General features: G+C 48.2%; 21 protein-coding genes and 1 pseudogene. 19 read left to right on the forward strand and 3 right to left on the reverse strand.

Features of this window, described 5'->3' with window-relative positions; translation table 11 throughout:
- Positions 1-454: 454 nt before the first annotated feature.
- Positions 455-574, forward strand: a pseudogene (locus tag LQV63_RS32055) (hypothetical protein); the annotation flags it as partial.
- Positions 575-759: 185 nt separating this feature from the next.
- Here LQV63_RS32055 and coaA read toward each other — a convergent pair.
- A complete protein-coding gene (gene coaA, locus LQV63_RS11805; protein WP_019422104.1) occupies positions 760-1,680 on the reverse strand; it encodes a type I pantothenate kinase in 921 nt (306 codons plus the stop codon).
- Positions 1,681-2,120: 440 nt separating this feature from the next.
- On the opposite strand from coaA, the gene LQV63_RS11810 reads away from it, so the two are divergent.
- Positions 2,121-2,681, forward strand: coding sequence for a hypothetical protein (locus tag LQV63_RS11810; protein ID WP_233696862.1), 561 nt, complete (start codon positions 2,121-2,123; stop codon positions 2,679-2,681).
- A 171-nt stretch (positions 2,682-2,852) separates the two neighbouring features.
- Here LQV63_RS11810 and LQV63_RS11815 read toward each other — a convergent pair whose 3' ends face one another.
- Entirely contained in the window at positions 2,853-3,152 is a 300-nt protein-coding gene (locus LQV63_RS11815) for a hypothetical protein (RefSeq protein WP_233696863.1), read from the reverse strand.
- Between the two features lie 206 nt (positions 3,153-3,358).
- Positions 3,359-4,003 carry an HAD family hydrolase gene (locus tag LQV63_RS11820; RefSeq protein ID WP_233696864.1) on the reverse strand — a complete coding sequence of 215 codons (645 nt, stop codon included), beginning with the start codon at positions 4,001-4,003 and terminating at the stop codon, positions 3,359-3,361.
- Positions 4,004-4,245: 242 nt separating this feature from the next.
- Between LQV63_RS11820 and LQV63_RS11825 the strand changes: the two genes are divergently transcribed.
- The 17 genes from LQV63_RS11825 (at position 4,246) to LQV63_RS11905 (ending at position 20,746) form a co-directional block, all read left to right on the forward strand.
- Positions 4,246-5,118, forward strand: coding sequence for a LysR family transcriptional regulator (locus tag LQV63_RS11825; RefSeq protein ID WP_019422099.1), 873 nt, complete (start codon positions 4,246-4,248; stop codon positions 5,116-5,118).
- Positions 5,119-5,718: 600 nt separating this feature from the next.
- Entirely contained in the window at positions 5,719-6,123 is a 405-nt protein-coding gene (locus LQV63_RS11830) for a Fur family transcriptional regulator (protein WP_019422096.1), read from the forward strand.
- A complete protein-coding gene (locus LQV63_RS31765) occupies positions 6,093-6,830 on the forward strand; it encodes a winged helix-turn-helix domain-containing protein (protein WP_019422095.1) in 738 nt (245 codons plus the stop codon). The genes LQV63_RS11830 and LQV63_RS31765 overlap by 31 nt, the downstream gene beginning before the upstream one ends.
- A gap of 255 nt (positions 6,831-7,085) precedes the next feature.
- Positions 7,086-8,012 carry a thioredoxin-disulfide reductase gene (gene trxB / locus LQV63_RS11840; protein WP_233696865.1) on the forward strand — a complete coding sequence of 309 codons (927 nt, stop codon included), beginning with the start codon at positions 7,086-7,088 and terminating at the stop codon, positions 8,010-8,012.
- Positions 8,013-8,074: 62 nt separating this feature from the next.
- Positions 8,075-8,320, forward strand: a complete 246-nt coding sequence (locus LQV63_RS11845; protein WP_233696866.1) for a glutaredoxin family protein — start codon at positions 8,075-8,077, stop codon at positions 8,318-8,320.
- A gap of 39 nt (positions 8,321-8,359) precedes the next feature.
- Positions 8,360-8,947 carry a peroxiredoxin gene (locus LQV63_RS11850; protein WP_407672917.1) on the forward strand — a complete coding sequence of 196 codons (588 nt, stop codon included), beginning with the start codon at positions 8,360-8,362 and terminating at the stop codon, positions 8,945-8,947.
- Between the two features lie 133 nt (positions 8,948-9,080).
- Positions 9,081-10,625, forward strand: coding sequence for a glucose-6-phosphate dehydrogenase (zwf, locus tag LQV63_RS11855; protein ID WP_233696868.1), 1,545 nt, complete (start codon positions 9,081-9,083; stop codon positions 10,623-10,625).
- Entirely contained in the window at positions 10,609-12,603 is a 1,995-nt protein-coding gene (gene tkt, locus LQV63_RS11860) for a transketolase (RefSeq protein ID WP_233696869.1), read from the forward strand. Before zwf ends, tkt begins: the two co-directional genes overlap by 17 nt.
- Before the next feature lie 316 nt (positions 12,604-12,919).
- A complete protein-coding gene (locus LQV63_RS11865) occupies positions 12,920-14,725 on the forward strand; it encodes a Gmad2 immunoglobulin-like domain-containing protein (RefSeq protein ID WP_233696870.1) in 1,806 nt (601 codons plus the stop codon).
- A 155-nt stretch (positions 14,726-14,880) separates the two neighbouring features.
- A complete protein-coding gene (locus LQV63_RS11870; protein WP_233696871.1) occupies positions 14,881-15,864 on the forward strand; it encodes a phosphotransferase family protein in 984 nt (327 codons plus the stop codon).
- Between the two features lie 381 nt (positions 15,865-16,245).
- Positions 16,246-16,683 (forward strand): hypothetical protein, encoded by a 438-nt coding sequence (locus LQV63_RS11875; protein WP_233696872.1) that lies wholly within the window; start codon positions 16,246-16,248, stop codon positions 16,681-16,683.
- A 72-nt stretch (positions 16,684-16,755) separates the two neighbouring features.
- On the forward strand, positions 16,756-17,199 hold the full coding sequence (locus LQV63_RS11880) for a YrvL family regulatory protein (RefSeq protein WP_233696873.1): 444 nt from the start codon (positions 16,756-16,758) through the stop codon (positions 17,197-17,199).
- Between the two features lie 316 nt (positions 17,200-17,515).
- The gene (locus tag LQV63_RS11885; RefSeq protein ID WP_233696874.1) at positions 17,516-18,250 is read left to right on the forward strand and encodes an RNA polymerase sigma factor; all 735 of its coding nucleotides are present in this window, start codon (positions 17,516-17,518) and stop codon (positions 18,248-18,250) included.
- Positions 18,251-18,268: 18 nt separating this feature from the next.
- A complete protein-coding gene (gene clpP / locus LQV63_RS11890) occupies positions 18,269-18,844 on the forward strand; it encodes an ATP-dependent Clp endopeptidase proteolytic subunit ClpP (RefSeq protein ID WP_233696875.1) in 576 nt (191 codons plus the stop codon).
- 166 nt (positions 18,845-19,010) lie between these two features.
- Positions 19,011-20,075, forward strand: coding sequence for a hypothetical protein (locus LQV63_RS11895; RefSeq protein ID WP_233696876.1), 1,065 nt, complete (start codon positions 19,011-19,013; stop codon positions 20,073-20,075).
- A gap of 99 nt (positions 20,076-20,174) precedes the next feature.
- The gene (locus tag LQV63_RS11900) at positions 20,175-20,429 is read left to right on the forward strand and encodes a hypothetical protein (RefSeq protein ID WP_233696877.1); all 255 of its coding nucleotides are present in this window, start codon (positions 20,175-20,177) and stop codon (positions 20,427-20,429) included.
- A gap of 161 nt (positions 20,430-20,590) precedes the next feature.
- Positions 20,591-20,746 (forward strand): hypothetical protein, encoded by a 156-nt coding sequence (locus LQV63_RS11905; protein ID WP_233696878.1) that lies wholly within the window; start codon positions 20,591-20,593, stop codon positions 20,744-20,746.
- The last annotated feature ends 20 nt before the right edge of the window (positions 20,747-20,766 follow it).

A 20,766-nucleotide genomic window follows, 5' to 3' on the forward strand; every position in this document is an offset into this window, starting at 1 on the left:
CCTCTAATGATCGTAATGAAGTTGCTTGATGCATATGCCTAATCTTCCATCCAATCGGTACAGAGACAGCGGGCGAATGCTCACCTCATTACAGGAAGCAGTTGGTCATATGGATTGCACCTATTTCATCGCCCGAACTGTGGGAGACAGAAGAGCAATACACTATTTCCTGAAGTAAGGGGAGAATGAAGCTAAATGGTTGAGAACGAACAGAAGAGACAGCAAATTGTGATTCATGCTGTTCGGGGAGGGTGGCACTTGGTGGATGAACTTCATGTCTACTAGGAAGGCGACTCTTATATTGGTGGGCTCTGAAAACGTCAGAGTAGGAGGTTCTATAGAGGCAGAGGCAGCGCTATGTTCGAAGCTTATAATTGACGTGAGTGATAATAGGTGCTGAGGTAGCTTGGTATCTTCTTATGATGCGCAAGAGGCACTTTTTTTCTATCATCCTATCCATTATAGGGATAGATTGGATGAACTGGTGTACCGTTCGAATTTACTTGGCAGCGACCGTACTGTAGCTAATCGTGGAGTAAATAATGCGATAGCAGTCCGAACAACATACCCGGACTGCCATTTTTATGGGGTGAGATAATTAAGGGAGTTTGCGTTCCTCTTTGTCGTCCGGTCGATCGCGGCCGGTTCCTATATTTACAGCGCCCTGCAATACGAAGGTAAGGAGAGAGATGCCGACGACAGCCAGAAGGCGAATAGGCCCGTTCGATACAGAAGTGTATGCTTAGAAGCGTGAATCCATTACTTGCGAAGGTGAACGTTCTGGATTCGATGATCGGTATCCTTGCTTAGGATGAGCTTGGCGCGGCCTTTGGTCGGCAGTATGTTTTTAGTCAAGTTCACCTGATTGATGTCTCTCCAAATACTTCTTGCTCTAGTAATGGCCTCTTCTTCCGTCAATTCGGCATAGCGATGAAAGTAAGACGTCGGATTCTGAAAGGCCGTATCCCTCAGAAGCAGAAAACGCTCGACATACCACTTCTCCAAGTCGGGTTCCCGCGCTTCCACATAAATGGAAAAGTCGAAAAAGTCACTGACAAATACACTGGCTTCCCTGCTCACCTGCAGGACGTTAATGCCTTCGAGGATGAGAATGTCAGGCTTCTTGACCTTTATAGTCTCATCTGGAATGATATCATACGACAAATGGGAATAGACCGGAGCATGCACCTCGGCTTGTCCCGCTTTAATGTCCGTCAGAAATTGTATGAGCCGCTTCGTATCATAGCTTTGGGGAAATCCCTTCTTGTTCATCATGCGCTTATCTTCAAGTATCCGGTTCGGATACAAAAAACCATCGGTCGTCACGATTTCCACTTCGGGATGCTCTTCGTATTGGGACAACAGTGCTTGAAGCAGCCGTGCTGTCGTGCTCTTGCCTGCGGCAACGCTCCCGGCGATTCCAATGATGTACGGCACTTTGTCTGTCTTTTTTTGCAAAAAGGAAGCTGTTGTCGCTCTCAATTGCTGCGCTGCCGCCACATGGAGGTTAATCAGCTTCGTCAAGGGAAGATAGATGTCTTCAACCTCGTCCACAGATATGCGCTCATTAATGCCTTTCAAGGACTCAAATCGTTCCGGAGATAAAGACAGGCGAGATTGCTCATGAAGCCTGGACCAGTCTTCCCGTTCGATTGTTATGTAGGGACTGAAGATATGCATACTATACCTCTCAATCGGAGTAATATGTTCGGTATGATTCATTGACATATTGTCTCAATAATAATGACCCCAATATAAAACAATTGTCAAGAGGTTCCGTTCGTAGTTCAACAATTTTCACGGATGAATGATGTTATGGAACTTGTAATCTCAAGCAGCTCATTGTATAATTTATACAATTTACGACAGGAGGTGTGAAGAGGTCGATGATTTATTTCCTGTTTTTTGCAAGAAGCGGGGAGCGACACCTTTTACACCCGGGCTGGGTTCGATGGACATATCGGGTAGGGCGTTGATTCGTCCTACTCTTTTTTGTGTTTCCCTCCTCCTTTCTTACGCAATCGGTCTGCAATCATATTGAAGATCGTGTCCCTGAGAACGAAGGAAACCCCTTTTTTGTAAAATAAAGTTAAAATATTTTTGCACGAGGAGGTTCTCGCATGCGCTTTATGAAAAGAACGGCCATCGTTATAACCGGACTGATCGCCGCGATAACGATGACTGTGAGCGATTCAATCCCATCTGTCCATGCTGAAAAAAGCGTCAAATATGTGCTTTACATGGAAGGTAAGCAAGCGAACGAAACGGATATGTTCATTCAGAACGGACAGATGTTTGTCTCGCTGAAGCAGTTGGCAGCGGCTTTTGGACTCCCGCTCACATACTCCCTTACTGATGAACTGTTTACGTATCATGACTATAAGCTTGCAGCCGGCGATCATACGGTCTTGGTATGGGGGAACAGTTATCGGGGGTATCAGATTAACATTCGTGCTGCGGGCGAGGAAAGCTGGGAAAATGATGCCGTAGTATATAAGCCGGAACTGAACTGCCAGCCTGAATCGGATTATTGTGAAGTAATCAAAGAAAAATACCGCGGTCCTGTCGCACGAGACGGAAGTTTGTACGTACCTGCACGTATGATAGCCAAAGCATTGGACTTGACGATGGATGTGCAGAAGAAAAACAATCAATTCTTTGTCGACTTGGTCAAACGATAATAGAGTGTAACAAAGGCCTTTCACTGGATACAATGCAGTATAATTCCAGTGAAAGGTCTTTATATATTCTGATAGAATCCGAATCCGAATCAATATGAAATGTTCTAAATTACAATTTCAGTCCAAAAAACCGCCACGTCGCATCTCCGTGGCGGTTCGATTACGCTGTTATTATGGCGACAGAGCTTTCATAACAAACGTAATGGTTGCCTCGCGCTCTAACTCATCGTCCCAGCCAGAATCATCCCGAATGCCAAAGGTCGCCCTAGTCAAAATATATCCCACGATAATGGAAGCGGTGAGGCGAATAGTCGTTCCCATCGGGAGATTGACCAACTTCCCTTCAGCCTGGAATTTGCGAATGACAGCCTCCACGCGCTCTTTAATCTGAGACACGATCACTTTCTGCAGCTGCGCATGCAGCTCAGGGTGAAAGGGGAGCTCTTGCATCACGATTTTGAACAGGCTCACAAAATTCGGGCTTGCTTCATCGTCATTTTGCCGCCGGAAGAACCGGCTGACAGCAATTCTTCTACCGACGGCTCGATCGTATCCGTCATACCTGGCAACTCCTTACCCTAATGAATCCGTGCACACTTCCGTATTCTTATCATAATCCGATAGGTTTGTTAACTTGGCCAGTATGGGCTTGGGATTCTCAATCGCCGCCATTCTTATTACGCACCGTCTAGCGGGTATAACGGGGCAATCAACTGCAATATGTCCAGTGGAGATTGAAGCTGATAACGGACATGACCGGATATCTCTTTCTTGCTGCCCCATAACGCCAAAGCAAAATCGATCCCTGCTCCGTGCGCAGCTTCCATATCGTAACTTGTATCGCCAATGTAGATGGCTTTCGTCGGATCCACGCCATATTTCTTGATAAATGCAAGCAATGGTTCTGGATGAGGCTTATGGCGCAGCGTATCATCGGCGCATATCGCATTCGGCACATAGCTGCTTAACCCAAATGGCACAAAGTCGTCGATCAATTCTTGCCGCGTCTTCGAAGTTACAATGCCCGCAGCCATCCCTCTCTCATGAAGCGTCTTGAGCACGTGTTCGATACCTGAAAATACGGTTGTCAGATGCGCATTTTCCTGCAAATATTGATTCCATTTTGCTTGCACTGTGTCAATCTCCTTCACTTCAAGCTTCATCAGCGCGTCACGGCCGGGAATCCCCAATATGAGATGCAACTTCTCGTCTTCATACACCGCCCCAAGCTCTTCATATAACACTTGCTTCAATGATGCGATAAGCGCCTGTTCCGTATCAATCAAAGTACCGTCAACATCAAATATGATGCAATTATACAATTGTACATCCTCCTGTTCCGAAGTCACACTTTACGTAAGATAAGTGTCCCGCTGGCTTTGTCCCATTATATTTGCTAGCATTGAATTTGTATAACGAATATATTGCATGGTAACAATCGGATATTTCGATTCAAAACAAGGGACTTCGAGGGTGAATGCAAGATTGGATGTTGAATTGCCTCTCAAAATACTTCGTGATTAAAAGGGAACTTTTAAACAACCTCTAAAGAGGAGGGATTGAAATGGATATTGAGCAATTGCAAGCTTTCCTTGCTGTAGTAAAGAGCAAGAACTTCACCAGAAGCGCAGAGAGCTTGCATGTGGCGCAATCGACGGTAACGGCAAGAATTAAGACATTAGAGGAGTTAATGGGAACACCTTTACTAATAAGAAACAACAAACACGTAGCTTTAACACCAGCAGGCGTGTCCTTCTTGCCCTATGCCGAGAGAATGATTTCTCTGTATGCGGAAAGTATAGAGGCATTAAAATTGCAAGAAAAGTATTCTGAAAGATTTGTGATCGGGGGACCTACTTCAGCATGGATGTATATATTCGGGGAGCAACTGCGGGAATTCCAGCACAACCATCCCGCTATTGCTTGCGAATTATTGACGCACTCTTCGGAGAATACGTTAGAGAAGGTCATTGACGGTATTATTCATGTGGGTATTACTTATATGAAGCCGCGCCATCCGAGACTGGCGGTGCACCACATCATCGAAGATGATTATGTTTTTGTCGCTCGTCAACCGTTCGGTCGCAAGATCACGATGGATGATTTGCACCGATCGAATTTTGTGCTGAATGACTGGGGCAAGCCGTTTATGGATTGGTTTTACCATGAAATGGGTGAGAGGTATATGCCTGCCTTTAAAATCAATCAGACAACGATTGTGATGAAACGTTGCTTAGAGGAAAATTGGTTTACCCTAATTCCCAAGTCGATCGTTAAGAGTTATGTTGAAAATAAAGAGCTTCATATTTTGGAACACGAATTAACATGGCAGCCTCCTAAGCATAATGTGTACGCGGCAACGTTAAAAATAATTGAAAATTCGAGTCTGGCCGCTTCTATTTCAGAGCTGTTGGCCAGCCTGTACGGTGCCCGGTAAAAGAGGAACTTCGGCAAGCCGTACGTGCAGCCATTCGCAAGGAGTGGCTGCTATTGGCTGTTGAGATTGATACAGCAACGCATTCAATTGAAGCTTAAGCAAGCTGTCAGTCCTGTCTTAGCATTCATCATGGCCGTATCTCTGTTAGTTGGGTGTACGGGTGGAACGACGCCGCCAACGGTCGGCCAGCAGACCCCGAACCCGGAGCAGAAAACGACACGCGGGTTTGCGCGACGACGCAGAACTCGCTTTTTTCTTTTCTATGGGTGAGGTCGAAGTTAGTCCCATTGGAACATGTACAGTCAAGTGTACGGACTCGGTGGCTAAACGGCATGTGGACTGTAATTTGTCCAATGGAACGGACCGTTTTTCAGCCATTCGCGCGGATGAAGCGTCAAACCATTGGATCAATTCCAATCGAAGCGACGGTATAGAGATATGCGCTGCTGTTTCATTGGATCAAATCCAATGGATGGGACAAGTGGGCACGCTGACACGCCCAACCCTTCCGCCTTACTTTTTCACGGGGGATGCAGTGAGGTTGACTTATGAGGCGATGTTTTTTATATTTAAACTAAGTATAAAAATGGAGGTTTCCTCATGGCTCGCAAAGGAATGTTAACGATTCCGCGTAAAACGATATATGATATCATATCTCATTCATCAGATCACCCGACCGCGTCGGACGTCATGGATCGTCTCAAGGAACACGGACATAGCTTCGCCTATGCGACGGTATATAATTCTCTCCGGTACTTGACGAAGGAAGGTCTCATTCGCGAGTTGAAGCTGGAAGGTGACGCAAGCCGCTATGATGCGCGCACGGATGATCACCAGCATGTCGTGTGCGTCAAGTGCGGCCGGGTGGAGGAAGTATGCATCTCTAAGCCTAAGGAGTGGTTGGAGCGTATAGCTGAGGAGACAGGTTTCGCTATTACGGAAGAGGAGTTTCTATTTAAAGGAGTGTGTGCGGCGTGCAGCGATTCGAAGAAAACAGTCCAATAAATGATAACGCAACAGGTTCTGCAACGAGCTTCGAAGAGGGGCAGTTCTGCGAGACGACGCGACGGGTCGTCATCGTCAGTCCGTTCCCGGCATCCATTCGTTCACTGTTCGTCGCCCTCACCATCCGCTGTTATGATGTTCTGCTGTTCCATCAGGAACAAGATCCTGTCTTGCTATCGATGAACAGTGACTTAATTATCGTCGATCGGACGCGGACCGTTCCTGCCGATAAGTCGGCTTCCATTCCCGGAAATCATCGTTCCATGCTCCTTCTGCACGGTGAAGGGGAGGATTCAGATACGCAAGGAAAAGAGGTTCTGCTGTGGCCTTGCCCGATCGAAGCCGCCTTGGCCAAGATCGAGGAACTGGTAAGCTCGAATGATTCCCTGCAGCCGATGGAAGGCAATGACCAATTGCGGTTCAAGGATATAGTCGTTGACTTGAAGCGCATTATTGTACTAAAAGCAGGAATGAAAATCGAACTGACCCGAACTGAATTCGATCTGCTCAAAGGGCTCTTGTTAAAAGGCGGCGGCGTGATGACCAGACAGGAAATTATGGAGTTTGTGTGGGGAGAAAATTATTTCGGAGGCAGCAACTCCGTCGACGTTCATATTAAAAGCTTGCGCCAGAAGCTGGGGGATGCCCCCAAAAATCCAAAGTATATCGTTACCGTAAGAGGGATCGGCTATCGAATAGCTGATTAATCTTCATGAACCCTTCATGTATTCTTCATGAAGGGTTCATTTTGTCTTCATCATACCTTCATGATGCAGCGTTGCACCGATGGTATGATGTTTTTGTAAGCAAGATTTATAGAGGTTGTTTAAAAAGCTCTTTTTGATCACGAAGTATATACCTTGAAGTAAATTCGACATCGAATCTTGCATTCACCCTTGAAGTCCGGCTTATATTTAGTTTAAGTTTAAATTTAAATTGAGATAAATGATGGAGCTGATATCATGTACAAAACAGTAATTGTCGGAACGGGACCTGCTGGACTTACCGCAGCCATTTACTTGGCCCGTGCGAACTTGAAGCCTTTAATTATCGAAGGACCGGAACCAGGCGGCCAGTTGACCACGACTACTGAAGTCGAGAACTTCCCCGGCTTCCCTGATGGAATTATGGGGCCGGAATTAATGGACAATATGCGCAAGCAAGCGGAACGCTTTGGAGCTGAATTCCGTTCGGGCTGGGTGAGTCAAACGGATCTGTCTCAACGCCCGTTTACGTTGACGGTTGATGGACTCGGCGAGATCCAGACGGAGACGTTGATTGTATCGACAGGCGCATCCGCCAAATATCTCGGTATTCCCGGAGAGCGGGACAATGTCGGACGGGGTGTCAGCACATGTGCCACTTGTGACGGTTTCTTCTTCCGCAACAAGAAGATTATCGTCATCGGAGGAGGGGATTCGGCGATGGAGGAAGCTAATTTCCTGACACGCTTCGCCTCTGAGGTTGTTCTCGTCAACCGTCGCACTGAGCTGCGCGCTTCAAAAATTATGCAGGACCGCGCGCGCCAAAATGACAAAATTAGCTGGAGCTTGAACCGGACACCGCTTGAAGTAGTAGCAGGAGAACATGGCGTGACCGGTCTGAAGGTAAGAAACAACGATACCGGACAGGAAGAAATCATCGAGACGCAAGGCATCTTCGTGGCAATCGGCCATACACCGAACACGAAGTTCCTCGGCGGTCAGCTGACGACGGACGAGCACGGATATCTGCTGGTCAATCCAGGAACGACGGCAACGAACATTTCAGGTGTATTTGCCTGCGGGGACGTTCAGGATAACCGATATCGTCAGGCCATCAGCGCAGCCGGTACCGGGTGTATGGCGGCACTTGATTGTGAACGATTTCTGGAATCCGTTCATTCGTAATGTACCCTTTTGATGAGGATAAATATTATAGGCTTAACGAAGCTAATAAAGGAGAGAAACCAATGTCCAATAATAAAAAAGTAATCGTCTATTCCAGCACGCATTGCCAATATTGCACGCAAGTTAAAAAATTCCTCAACGAAAAAGGCGTCGAATTCGAAGAACGGAATATCGACAAGGATGAAACGTATGCCGAGGAATTGTGGAATACCGGGATGAGATCCGTACCGGTCACTGTCATCGGTGACGCAAACATTCTTGGTTTCAACCAAATCCAATTGAACAAAGCTCTGGCAGAACGCCAATAAAAATACGAAAATACGAAACGTAAGAGGAGATATCAAATGATGCAACCAACATCCATGACAGCAGCTACGACAATGACGACCGACTATCCGTTTGCCAAAGTAGGCCTTCCTGCGCCTTCCTTCAACCTGCTCTCGACGAAGAATATCGAGACGCTCGAAGAGCGTATTTCTTTGGAGGATTATCGCGGGAAATGGCTCGTGTTCTTCTTCTGGCCGTTCGACTTCACGTATGTATGCCCAACCGAAATCGTTGCCTTCAGCGACAGCTACGAGGAGTTCAAACAGCTTGACTGTGAGATTCTCGGCGCCTCCGTCGACAGCATTCATACTCACCGGGCATGGATTCAAACGCCGCGCGACCACAACGGCATCGGTCCGATCAACTATCAGATGGTATCTGACTTCACAAAAGAGGTTGCTCATAACTATGGCATTCTCGATGAAGAGACGGCAGCTGCGCATCGCGGCTTGTTCATCATCGATCCGGAAGGAATCCTTCGTTACCAAGTGGTGACAGATATGAACGTGGGCCGCAGCGTCGACGAAACGCTGCGCATTTTGCAGGCGCTCCAAGCGGGAGGTCTGTGTCCTGCGAACTGGAGACCCGGCCAGAAGACATTAGGCTGAGGCACATGCGCAATCATGGGAAATCCGCTCCTCCGAGCGGATTTCTTTTCATACGATTATTTCACTTCATAATAATACGAGTTCAAAAAGGTCACTATTTGAACAACCTCGACAACAGGCAGGAGGGTTTTGAATGAACGCAGCAACCTTTGTACTATTTGGAGCTACTGGAGATTTGGCACAGCGCAAAATCTATCCGGCCCTCTTTAACTTATATATAGATCGTAAATTGTCCCCATCGTTTTCCGTCATTGGTCTTGGAAGAACAGAATGGACAGAGTCCGATTTTCGCAGCCGTGTGGAACAATCGATCCGGACATTTTCCAGACGGCCGGCAGTGAATGAGGCCGAGCTGAACGCTTTCTTGGATCTGTTCCGATATTGCCGGCTGAACGTGGCGGTTCCGGAAGATTACGAGCAGCTTCTCGAGCTGGTGCGCAAGCGCGAGCAACAGCTTAGCATTCCCGAGAACCGCATCTTCTATCTGTCAGTCGCTCCGGAATTGTTCGAGACGATTGCGCGGAACATCCAGGAAAGTGGCTTGGGCAGCGTGTCTGGATGGAAGCGTCTCTTGATCGAGAAGCCGTTCGGCAGAGATTTGCAATCGGCCCGCGCCTTGAACGAGCAGTTAAGCAGCGTATTCGCCGAAGAGGAAGTGTTCCGCATCGACCACTATCTCGGCAAGCCAATGATTCAGAACCTGCAAATGTTGGAATACACGAACCCGATCTTGCAGGCGTTATGGAAAAACCAATACGTCGCCAATGTGCAAATCACGGCGAGCGAAACGGTTGGCGTCGAGGAGCGCGCAGCTTACTATGACAAGGCCGGCGCAATTCGCGATATGTTCCAGAACCATATGCTGCAAGTGCTGACGATGTTCGCCATGCAGCTCCCGAGACACAGCACGGCCGAGGACGTCGCCGACAAGAAGAGATCGGTGTTGGCCTCGCTGCGGCAGTTCCACAAGGAAGAAGTTATCCATCATGTAATCCGCGGCCAATATACGTCAGGATACATCGATGGCAAGCCTGTTGCAGGGTACACCGAAGAGCCCGGTATCGGAGCAGCATCTAACAATGATACGTTCATTGCCGCAAGACTGTGGATTGACAATTACTTCTGGAGCGAGGTTCCATTCTATATTCGAACAGGGAAGCGGATGGCGGAGAAATCGACCCGCATCGTCATCGAATTCAAAGATCCGCTCGATAAATATAGCCGGACAAATGAGCCGACCACTCCGAATCTGCTGATCATCGATATCGGCCCGAACGAGGGGATCTCCTTCCAGCTGAATGTGAAAGATGCAAACAACGATTTAAAGACAGAACCGATCCGCGTTCATTATGCCGCCGATCAGGACGATGTCCCTGAAGCGTATGAGAACCTAATCCATAATGCGCTTGTGGGTGATCCAACATTTTTTGCCCGTTGGGATGAAGTGGAGCTGTCCTGGAAATGGGTGCAGCCGATTCTAGAGGCGTTCGAAGATAAGGCCAACAATTTTGTGCCTCTTCACTTGTATGAAGCAGGCAGCGATGGTCCTGAGGCGTCCCGGGGCCTTCTGGAAGAAGACGGCTTTCATTGGTGGCCTGCTCTCGATTCAGATGCAGCAACGGTATCACATATCGTCAACAAAAAAGGAGAAGAGTGCAAATATGAACCCGTCCGTTGAGCAATTAAGCGTTACTACAATTCGAACGTTGTCCATCGATGCGGTGAACCGGGCCAATTCCGGTCATCCCGGCTTGCCGATGGGAGCCGCGCCGATGGCGTACGCTCTCTGGGCTAACCATTTGCAGCACAATCCTGCCAATTCGGGCTGGTTCAATCGCGATCGGTTCGTCTTGTCAGCGGGTCACGGTTCCAGTCTGCTGTACAGCCTGCTGCACTTGTTCGGCTATCAAGTTACGCTGGATGACCTGAAGCAATTCCGGAAGCTGCATAGCAGAACACCGGGCCATCCCGAAGTCGGACATACGGATGGCGTTGAAGCGACGACCGGTCCGCTTGGGCAAGGCATCTCCTCCGCGGTTGGCATGGCAATGGCAGAGGCGCATCTGGCTGCAAAGTTCAATCGCGAAGGCTTTCCGGTTATCGACCACTATACTTATGCGCTGGCAGGAGACGGTGACCTTATGGAAGGGGTATCGTACGAGGCGATGTCGATGGCCGGTCATATGAAGCTCGGCAAGTTGATTGTTCTGTATGATTCCAATGACATTTCGCTGGACGGAACATTGAACCTTTCATTCTCGGAAAATATAGAAAAACGGATGGAGTCTGCAAACTGGCACTATATCCGGATCGAGGACGGCAATGATGCGGCTGCGATTACGGAGGCGATTGCAGCGGCCAAGAAGCATACGGCTCAGCCGACATTGATCGAAATCCGCACGATTATCGGATATGGCAGCCCGAAGGTCGCCGGAACGAACAAAGCGCACGGCAATCCGCTCGGCGCTGAGGAAGCACAAGCGACCAAGGCTGCATACGGCTGGCAATACGAAGAAGACTTCTTCGTGCCGGACGAGGTTAAGGCCCATTTCGAAGTGAAGCAGCGAGCAGGTGCGGAGAAGGAAGCGGCATGGCAGCAATTGATGGCTTCCTATAAAGTGGAACATCCCGCCTTGCACGATGAATTGGAGAATGCCATCGCTGGTAAGGCAGGAATCGCTCCGCAGCACATTTTGACCTTTGAACCGGGGACAATGGTATCCACCCGTGTCGCAAGCGGGGAAGCGATCAATCATTACGTATCGATCGTGCCATCCCTATTCGGGGGAAGCGCGGATCTGTCTCATTCTACCATGACAGACATTCGCGAGGAGCAGAAGTTCGCGGTTGAATCGTACGCAGGCCGCAATGTTTACTTCGGAGTCCGGGAGCATGCCATGGGAGCGGCCGCCAACGGTCTCGCGCTGCACGGCGGCGTGAAGCCGTTCGTGAGCACATTTTTCGTCTTCAACGATTATTTGCGCCCGTCTATCCGTCTGGCGGCGTTGCAGAAGCTGCCAGTCGTGTACGTGTTCACGCATGATTCCATCGCCGTCGGCGAGGACGGGCCTACGCACGAGCCGATCGAGCAGTTGGCTGCTCTGCGCGCTATCCCGGGGCTGACGGTCATTCGCCCAAGCGATGCGAACGAGACGGCTAGCGCTTGGGCATATGCGTTGCAGCAAATGGACGGTCCGGTTGCACTCGTATTGAGCCGCCAGAACTTGCCGGTGCTTGAAGCTACGACCGCGAATGTGAATGCCCTGGCCAAAGGCGCTTACGTCTTAGCCGAGACGAATGACAATCCAGAGCTTATTCTTATCGGGACAGGTTCCGAGGTGGCCATTGCGGTGCAGACGAAGGCCGAACTGGAGCGCGAAGGTGTCTCCGTCCGCGTCGTGGCCATGCCGAGCTGGGAATTGTTTGAACGCCAATCCGCTGACTATAAGCAAACGGTGCTGCCTCCATCCGTGACAGCACGGATAGCGATGGAAGCCGGTATTTCGATGGGATGGGAAAGATATGCAGGCTCACAGGGCAACGTGCTCTCGATCGACACGTTCGGCGCTTCCGGACCGGGACATGAAGTGATGGAGCATTTTGGATTCACGGTCGAGAACGCCGTACGCATCGCGAAGCAGCTTTTGAACGTTTGAAAGTCCGAAATATACGACATGCTAACATGCAGAAAGGCTATAACCTGCTACGCATCATCCTTGAAGTCAATGCATCATGAGAGTCGGGTTAATCGATTTAGGTAAAATGGGACTCAATCTGGGTCAAAATGTATTGGAACGATAGATTTCGGAATGGATTAACAAATACACCACTTTCCCGTAAATGGGAGGTGGTGTTTGTTATTATTCGCTTGAATCATGCGGCATATTGCAGCAAAAGGAATGTTCATGACGGGATTCGGCATACAATCTGATGACCCTTAGTGGCGGTCAGAGAAAGGAGGAGGAATTCGGTATGAGCGTCAATCACACTGATTACTTGCACGAAATAACCGGCTCACTCCCACCCGGAGCAGAAATTGCACTATTGCCGAATAACCGACCGGCATATATCGTTGCTGATGTAGACGGAGACGGCCAGAATGAGATCGTCGCCGTATATAAAGACCAAGAACAATTATATGTCACGATATTGAAGAAATCTGACGGCACTTGGAGAAGGTCGGCGGTCATAAAGGGGAATGGTTATAACGTAACGAACTTGTTGGCGGCGCCGGTTACAGGAAGTAATGCCCATAATATTATCATGGGGTGGCAGATTGGAAGCATATGGTCGGAATTGGATGGGTTGCAATGGACGCCACACGGTTTTCAACACCTGTTTCCTAAGGGAATCTATTTCAGCAAGCTCGAGGTCGAAGATATGCCTGGCAAGCACGGAAAGGACGGAAAAGCTGAAATCGCGTTATGGGAACATGATACAGGAGATGCGTATACAGTTGAAATTTACCGTTGGAGCCCGGCAGGACTGATTCCGGCTAAGGATGTATACCCTTATTACTTCAGACGGGTAGCAGCTTATTACGAAACATTAGTGAAGGAGCATCCAAGCTTCTCATTTTATTGGTACTATCTTGCCGACGCGCAGGCCAAGGCAGGCATGCCAAATTTAGCGTTGAAATCGATTGAGCATGCGCTCAGTCTTCCTCATCCTTATCCATCCAAAGAGAAGTTGCTTCAGCTGAAGCAGGAGCTTGAGCATACTCAATCGAAGCCCAAGGCCGATGCCAAAGGCATTAACAGCCTGATACTCGATATGAAGCATGGAGACGTGAACGGAGATAGGGTGCCGGATCGGGTCTTTTTGACGGGAAACAAACCTTTCGGAGCAGGAAGTCCATTTTTCGATAATATTGACCTATTCGTGCAAGACGGCCATACCAAAAACATTACAAAAATCCCTCTTGCCGCAAATGCCGGATACAATCCGACGATATTTTTAGGGGATTTTACCGGTGATAAAGTGGACGACATTTTTATTGTAATCGATGCTGGAGGAAGCGGCGGCATCATATACGCTAATCTATATTCCTTTAAGAATGATCATTTTCAACGTATATTTGATTCTGAAATCTACAACAAAACGAAAGAGAACTACGATGTCGTATATAAAGACAACTTCAAAGTGGATGTCATCAATCGTCAGATGAGCACCAAGTATACAATTGATATCGCGTATAAAGGTGCCGATTATTTGGCATCCATTTATGATCAAAATGGAAAACTGATAAAGCCAATGACAGGAGAAGTAGGTAATGTAGGCGGGCTGTATCCGATTGATTACGAACGAAACGGTACTTACGATTTGACTGCCGCTCAAAACATTATTGGTCAGTATGAAGCAGATCGGTTGGGAATACTCGAGACCGTCCTGCATTGGAATGGAACGAGCTTTACCCCGATTAGACAGTTCGTTCAAATATATGGAGCAGAGCTGCAAGCCGGCGAGAAGCAAGCCCCCCTTGGAAATGAAGCATTCCGCATCCTAATGATCCACAAAATAAGCCCCGGCCATTATGTCGTGAAAGGCGAAGCCCGAGTATATGAGGGGACCGTACAATTTGAAGTTATGGAAAATTCGAAGGCGATTATTAAGTCATTTACTACTGCAAGTGCTGGAGGTCCAGACTGGGGCAAGTTTGAAATACAGATCAACTTTGAAGAAAAACCGCAATCATCGGTAGCGCTCATTCTGTATGAAGAGAATCCGTCGGAGGAAGGCCCGAAACAGTTACATAAGCTTATGGTGCCTTTACATTAATGATTGAAGTATTGTCATAACCAATCGAGCCTTGTGTTCGGTTGGTTTTTTGGCTTGGTCGCAGTAGCCCAACATCCAATGGATGAGACAAGGAGGGGCGATAAAGGTGCGGCTCTGTTACAATGAAAATGTTGAACATGAGGGAGGCTCGTATTATGAAAGACAATTGGGAAAGAACGGAAGCTCCTGTAGCACTTAACTTGCTTGAAATCGAGGCGCTGGTCGGCCCCTTATTTAACAGCAAACGACTGACTGCTGCAACACGAATTAGCGAAGGATACAGCAATACCAACTATAAGATCCAACTTGACGGAATAGATAAGCCCTACGTGCTTCGCTTATATAGGGGAGGCGAAGAGGTGGCGGACAAAGAACTTGCAATTTCCCGGTTCGTTCAGGACACCGTCCCTGTCCCGCATATTCTGTGTGCCGATATGAGCTGCACCAGATTCGAGAGGCCGTGGGCCGTAGTCGAGTGGAAAGAAGGGGCGCTTTTGCGAGATGTGCTAAGAGAAGGCGCTGCCGAAGATGTCATTGCGACAGCGGCTTCCGTCGGCAGCAGCCTCGCCCAAATTCATGCCCATTCCTTTCCCGTAGCCGGATTTTTCGGTAAAAATCTCGATGTAACTCACTCTTTTAGGATGGATTCCGATCATTTTCTCGCTTTTATCGAGGATAGTCTTTTTGTAAAGAAATCTGGGTATTGGCTTGGGAAGGAGCTTGCGCAAGCGCTGTGGTCATTCAGCCAGCGATATGGTCCGCAGTTATCGGAGCAACTGGAAGCACCAGTTCTTGTCCATTCCGATTTTAACGGATTAAATATACTTATCCAGCAATCGCGAGGCTGCACCGTGTCGGCAGTATTGGATTGGGAATTCGCTTTTTCCGGAAGCCGGCTTGTGGATATCGCCAACATGTTACGCTATGAAGAGAACGACTCTACGTTTGAGCGCCATTTTATTCGTTCGTATGTGCAATCCGGCGGAGTTCTTCCTTCCAACTGGAAGCTGCTGTCTAAGTTAGAAGATCTAATTGCCTTATGTGATATGCTGAATCATTCGACGGCAGAGGCGCCAAACCGAGTGCTTGATTTAAAACGGTTAGTCACTAAGACATTGCATGAATATGCACCTTTTTGACGACTTTAGCGGAAACTGCAAGATTCGCGCCCTGTTTTTGCCACGGCCTTTGATGAAATCCGTCCGATTTACCCGGTTCGAACGGTTTGGTTGCCGTTCCTAGGGGCGCAGGTACGGGAGTACAAGGCATTGGCGATATCGTTCGGACCAGCAGATTTCAAATGATTATCTTCGTTTCGGCTGCAAGAAATATATTTACTACTACATATTTCCCTTCTTGTGCACACACTTCCTCTCATATATCGCATTCTATGTTTGCGTTGATTTTCAATTATATAAAAATCTCTTTTTTTATTATTTAAATTTTAATAAAGATACTTGTATATATGGATAAATTATGTAATGATGGAAAAGGAATAGATAGTATGGGAGGGTAAATATATGAAATTTTTGACGAAAGGCAGAATCAGTCTGATTCTTTCTGTTTCAATTGTAACAATGGCACTAGCACCAACGATTTCACTGGCAGCTGAAAGGCAACAGCAAAAACAACATGCAAGCAATACAAGTATGTCTACTTCAATTCACTATTCTCCTAGCACTAATTCTAATTCGTATGAAACTTCCGGTGTAGTCACATGGACGATGAAGACTATTAAACATGCTTTAAGAATCGGAGGATGGGCCTTAGAACCTTTTCTCAAACTATTTAACAAAGAGATGGCTAAAAACGTAAGAAAGTATTCATCGAAAATGGCTGATGCGCTTGACTCTATTGAGAAATGGACAGAAGGGGCAATAGTGAAAGCAGCAGTTGCGGTTAAAGTTCCAAAAGATGTTGCTGAGGCAATTGCAAAAGTAATTATGACATTGATATAATAAATGAAGAAGCCAACTTTAAGGAGTTGGCTTCTTCATTTATTAGCCACATCATAACGAGAGAGGTAAAAAATGAAAAGAAAAAAGGAAATGTTAAAAGAGATAATTCCCATCATTATTGTAGGTGTTTTATTGCTTTCTATACTGATTGGAGTTGTTTGTTTTTTTCTTTTTTTTAATATCGGCATTTTCGAATTATTAGGAGTCGAATATGAATCATGGACGTCGATATTAATGTTTTTTGGTTTTTCATTGATTGCCGATGCTATTGTCAATGTGATTTTAATATTTTTTAAAGCCAGATACTTTCATAAAACCGGGCGAATTGTCAAGAAGCGGCACGCCGCCATTTTTCGGATTTTACTCGACTTTTCTGCTGTTCATATTATTGATGAATTGATGACCTCGGTTCACTTCTCTATTCTTTCTGAGATTGGTTTTGTGCTCATTATATATCTGATTGATGCATCCATATCTTCGAGCAAACGCGAGTCAGATAAACCAAGAAATGAATAAGCTGCATGAGTTGAAGAGCTTTGCCGTACCTGCTTATTTTCCCGCCCCTGCTTCGTATGTAGATCCTGTATCCGTATCTTGTTTTTAGTGGCTCGAGCCAGTAGTTTAAATGCTCTCACTTCGTTTTTTTCGAGTTTTGCAAGAAATTCCGTAGGAGAATAGCCGTACAATTATTTTGGAGGAAAAGAAGGAGCGGATATCGCCAGCCCGTTCAATTATAGGGAATTTATGCATTTTTTGAAGCCGCGTATCTTTTTCAATCGTTCATACGTTTACTTAGTGTAAATGATGGACTTAGCAAAGGAGGGCCCTTTCCATGGCCTTTGTGAAATCCGATTTCCAATCATCCGAAGCTGAGGTGCATGCTGCTCTTATTGGGGCGCTCCCTTCGCTCCGGAACTATTGTCTATCCCTGACTGCTTCGAAGTGGGAAGCGGAGGATCTCGTTCAGGAAGCTTGCCTCAAGGCGTTGCCGGCTTTACGCCGCACAGGCGGCGAATCAGTTCATCCCGAAGCTTACTTGCTGCGGACAGCCAAGCATGCCTGGATTGACCGCATCCGCAAGGAGCGTGCCGCTAAGCGGCTTCAAGACGCGACGGAACTTCCGGTTGAGTCAGGCGTCGATACCCGACTGGAGCTGGAGTCCGCGTTGTGGATTATGCTCAAGCACTTGTCGCCGCTGCAGCGGACCGTATTTCTGCTGAGGGTGGCGTTCGGATACACATCAGCCGATACCGCAACACTGCTCAACACTACGGAAGGAGCGATTAAGTCAGCGCTTCATCGTGCCCGCACAGTGCTTGGATCCTTCGGCGACTCCGAAGCCGAACGGCTTCCCGACCCATGGGATCAGGACGCGGAACAAGAGCTGTTGAAAGCTTATCTGTCCGCATTCCGCAATGGTGATGCGAACCGGCTCGTCGCTTTGGGAATGAACGATATCATCGAGCCTGTTGTATGCATAGGGACAGTGCTCGAGCACCGCGCCCGCCGCAGTCAGGGAATGGGGACAAACACCGTCTACAGCTTCCATTCCATGTTGGCGGCATAATGAAAGGAGAAGCGTCCCATGAATTTAGTACCGTATGTGGTAGAGCAGACCAGCCGGGGAGAGCGCAGCTACGATATTTATTCCCGGCTCTTAAGCGACAGAATCGTCATGGTATCCGGAGAAATTGAAGATCAGATGGCCAATTCGATTGTGGCTCAGCTGCTGTTTTTAGCCGCAGAGAACCCCGAAAAGGATATTCAAATGTACATTAACAGTCCGGGAGGCTCGGTGACCTCCGGTTTCTCCATTTATGATACGATGCGCTTCATTAAGCCTGATGTATCTACAATCTGCATAGGGATGGCGGCAAGCTTTGGCGCCGTTCTGCTCGCGGGAGGCGCGAAGGGCAAGCGGCTGTCGCTCGCGAACAGCGAGGTGATGATTCACCAGCCGCTCGGCGGGGTGCGTGGGCAGGCGGCTGACATCCAGATTCATGCTGATTGGATCATAAAGACCCGGCACAAGATTAATCGCGTCCTCTCTGAGCATACCGGCCAGCCAATCGAACGGATTGAGCAGGATACGGACCGCGATCGATTTTTGGATGCGGAGGAGGCTGTAAAATACGGGTTGATCGACCGGATCGTCCAGTAATAAAGGTATAACACAACCGATAAACCAATCGAACTCGATATTGTTCGATTGGTTTTTTTGTGCGTTGTTTTGGACTAGTGCGGATTTATGGAATAATCATGCAAATAAGCATTGCTTTTTAGAGTAAATATAATTACTATATAAAGTAACAAAGGAGGGAGTATAAGTGAGTGAGCATTTACAGTTGAATGTTCCATTGCTGCGGCGGCGGGTTCCGAATCTGACCGTAGCGGCCAAGGCAGCCGGGTTGAGGCCAGCTACCGTATCGAACCTGTGTACCGGCAAAATACCCGTTGGGCGAGCGGAAGTCCGAACGTTGGTTACTCTCGCCGCGCTTGCCGGCTGTACATTAGATGAATTGATCATTCGGGGGAGTGGGATGGGCATGATCGAGACAGGCGTAAAAACGTTGGATTTGTTCGCTCCGCTTGTGCGGGGCGGTACGGTCGGTCTGGTCGCGCGGCCAGGGATGGGACAGCTGGTCGTCCTGGCGGAAATCTTCCATCGGCTTCGCCAGCGCGGGTTCACAGCCGTGTTCTGGATGCCCGCGGATGAAAGCGCCGGGGTTAGCGATGCGGTCGATGCGGCCGATATTACATGCAGGTCGATGGATGAGGTGTATGAGCATATCTCGAGCTTGCGTAACGAACGGGATGTCTTTCTCGGAGCCGACCGCGAAGTAGTGCTGTCGGGAGAACTGCTGGCTTTGCAGGAGCGGCTGCAGGGACCGGGAGAACGGCCGGTCACGATTACGCTCGTGGATACTCGCGGTGAGTCCGTCGACGCCGAGCTGCCATATGGACCGCTCGATACACTATGGCGGTTCGACATGGGGCTGTCGAGCCGCAGATTATTCCCTGCGGTGGATCCGATTGCTTCCACTTCTACGATTTTGGAGGGGGCCCAGCTAGAGGCGACCCACTTGACGGTTCAACAACGCGCGCGGAAGCTGCTGCGCCGTTATCGGGAATTGCACGCGCTCGTCACTGTGCACGGATTGGAGCATATCCCAGACAACGAAGTCGAGACGTATCGCCGCGGAGAGCGATTGGAAGCCTTTCTCACCCAGCCGTTCTATATCGCGGAGCCTTATACGAACAAGAAGGGCGAATGGATATCGCTGCAGGATACGCTGGAAGACGTGCGGCGCATCTTGGATGGCGGCGCAGACGATTACGAGGCAGGCAAATTAATGTACATCGGCCGTTTGGGCGCGGATGGAAGCTCATAAGGTCAAAGGATGGAATAATACGGCAAGGGACAAGGAGATTTGAGGCATAGACGGCAGCTTGAAAGGTTGAATCGATGATTATAGAATGAGGTGATTGAAGTGCAGCCTGATTACTATTACGCACAGAAACAGATCGAGATGGAACAGGCCGCTATCGAGCTGGAAGCGCGAACGATGTGGATGCGGCCGAAGCAGAGCGCGGCAGGAACGCAGCTGGGTGAAGTGCACGATAAAGCGATGCGCGTGCTCGTTGAATTGCTCGATTCCGAGCACGAGGAGCATCGACTGCGCGCCGCGGAAACGATTATGCGGCTTTCGGGAACCAAGAGGCAGCGGTACCGGTTTGGATTATAATCGAATTGTAAGTACTGCTGAGCCTGACGGTATTATTGCCGCCAGGTTCTTTTTCAATCCCCAAAGTTGAGAGGATGTACTGACTTGACAAGAGTATAAAAATATAATATCTTTAATTCAAGATAATTAAAGTAAAGACTTTATCCGGGAGGTGACATGGAATGAACCGTACGATGGATAATGACCAGGGCGTTTCGCTTAAGCTGTTCGTCGTCCTTTCCAAAGTCTATCGGACCCTCATGGATCATGAGGTTTATGATATGAAACGTAATGGCGCCAGGAAGACCGCAGAGTCATTCATGCCGAGAGTTCAATAAGGATAGTCTCACAATCCTAT

Source organism: Paenibacillus profundus, assembly GCF_021369635.1.
Lineage (GTDB): Bacteria > Bacillota > Bacilli > Paenibacillales > Paenibacillaceae > Paenibacillus_B > Paenibacillus_B profundus.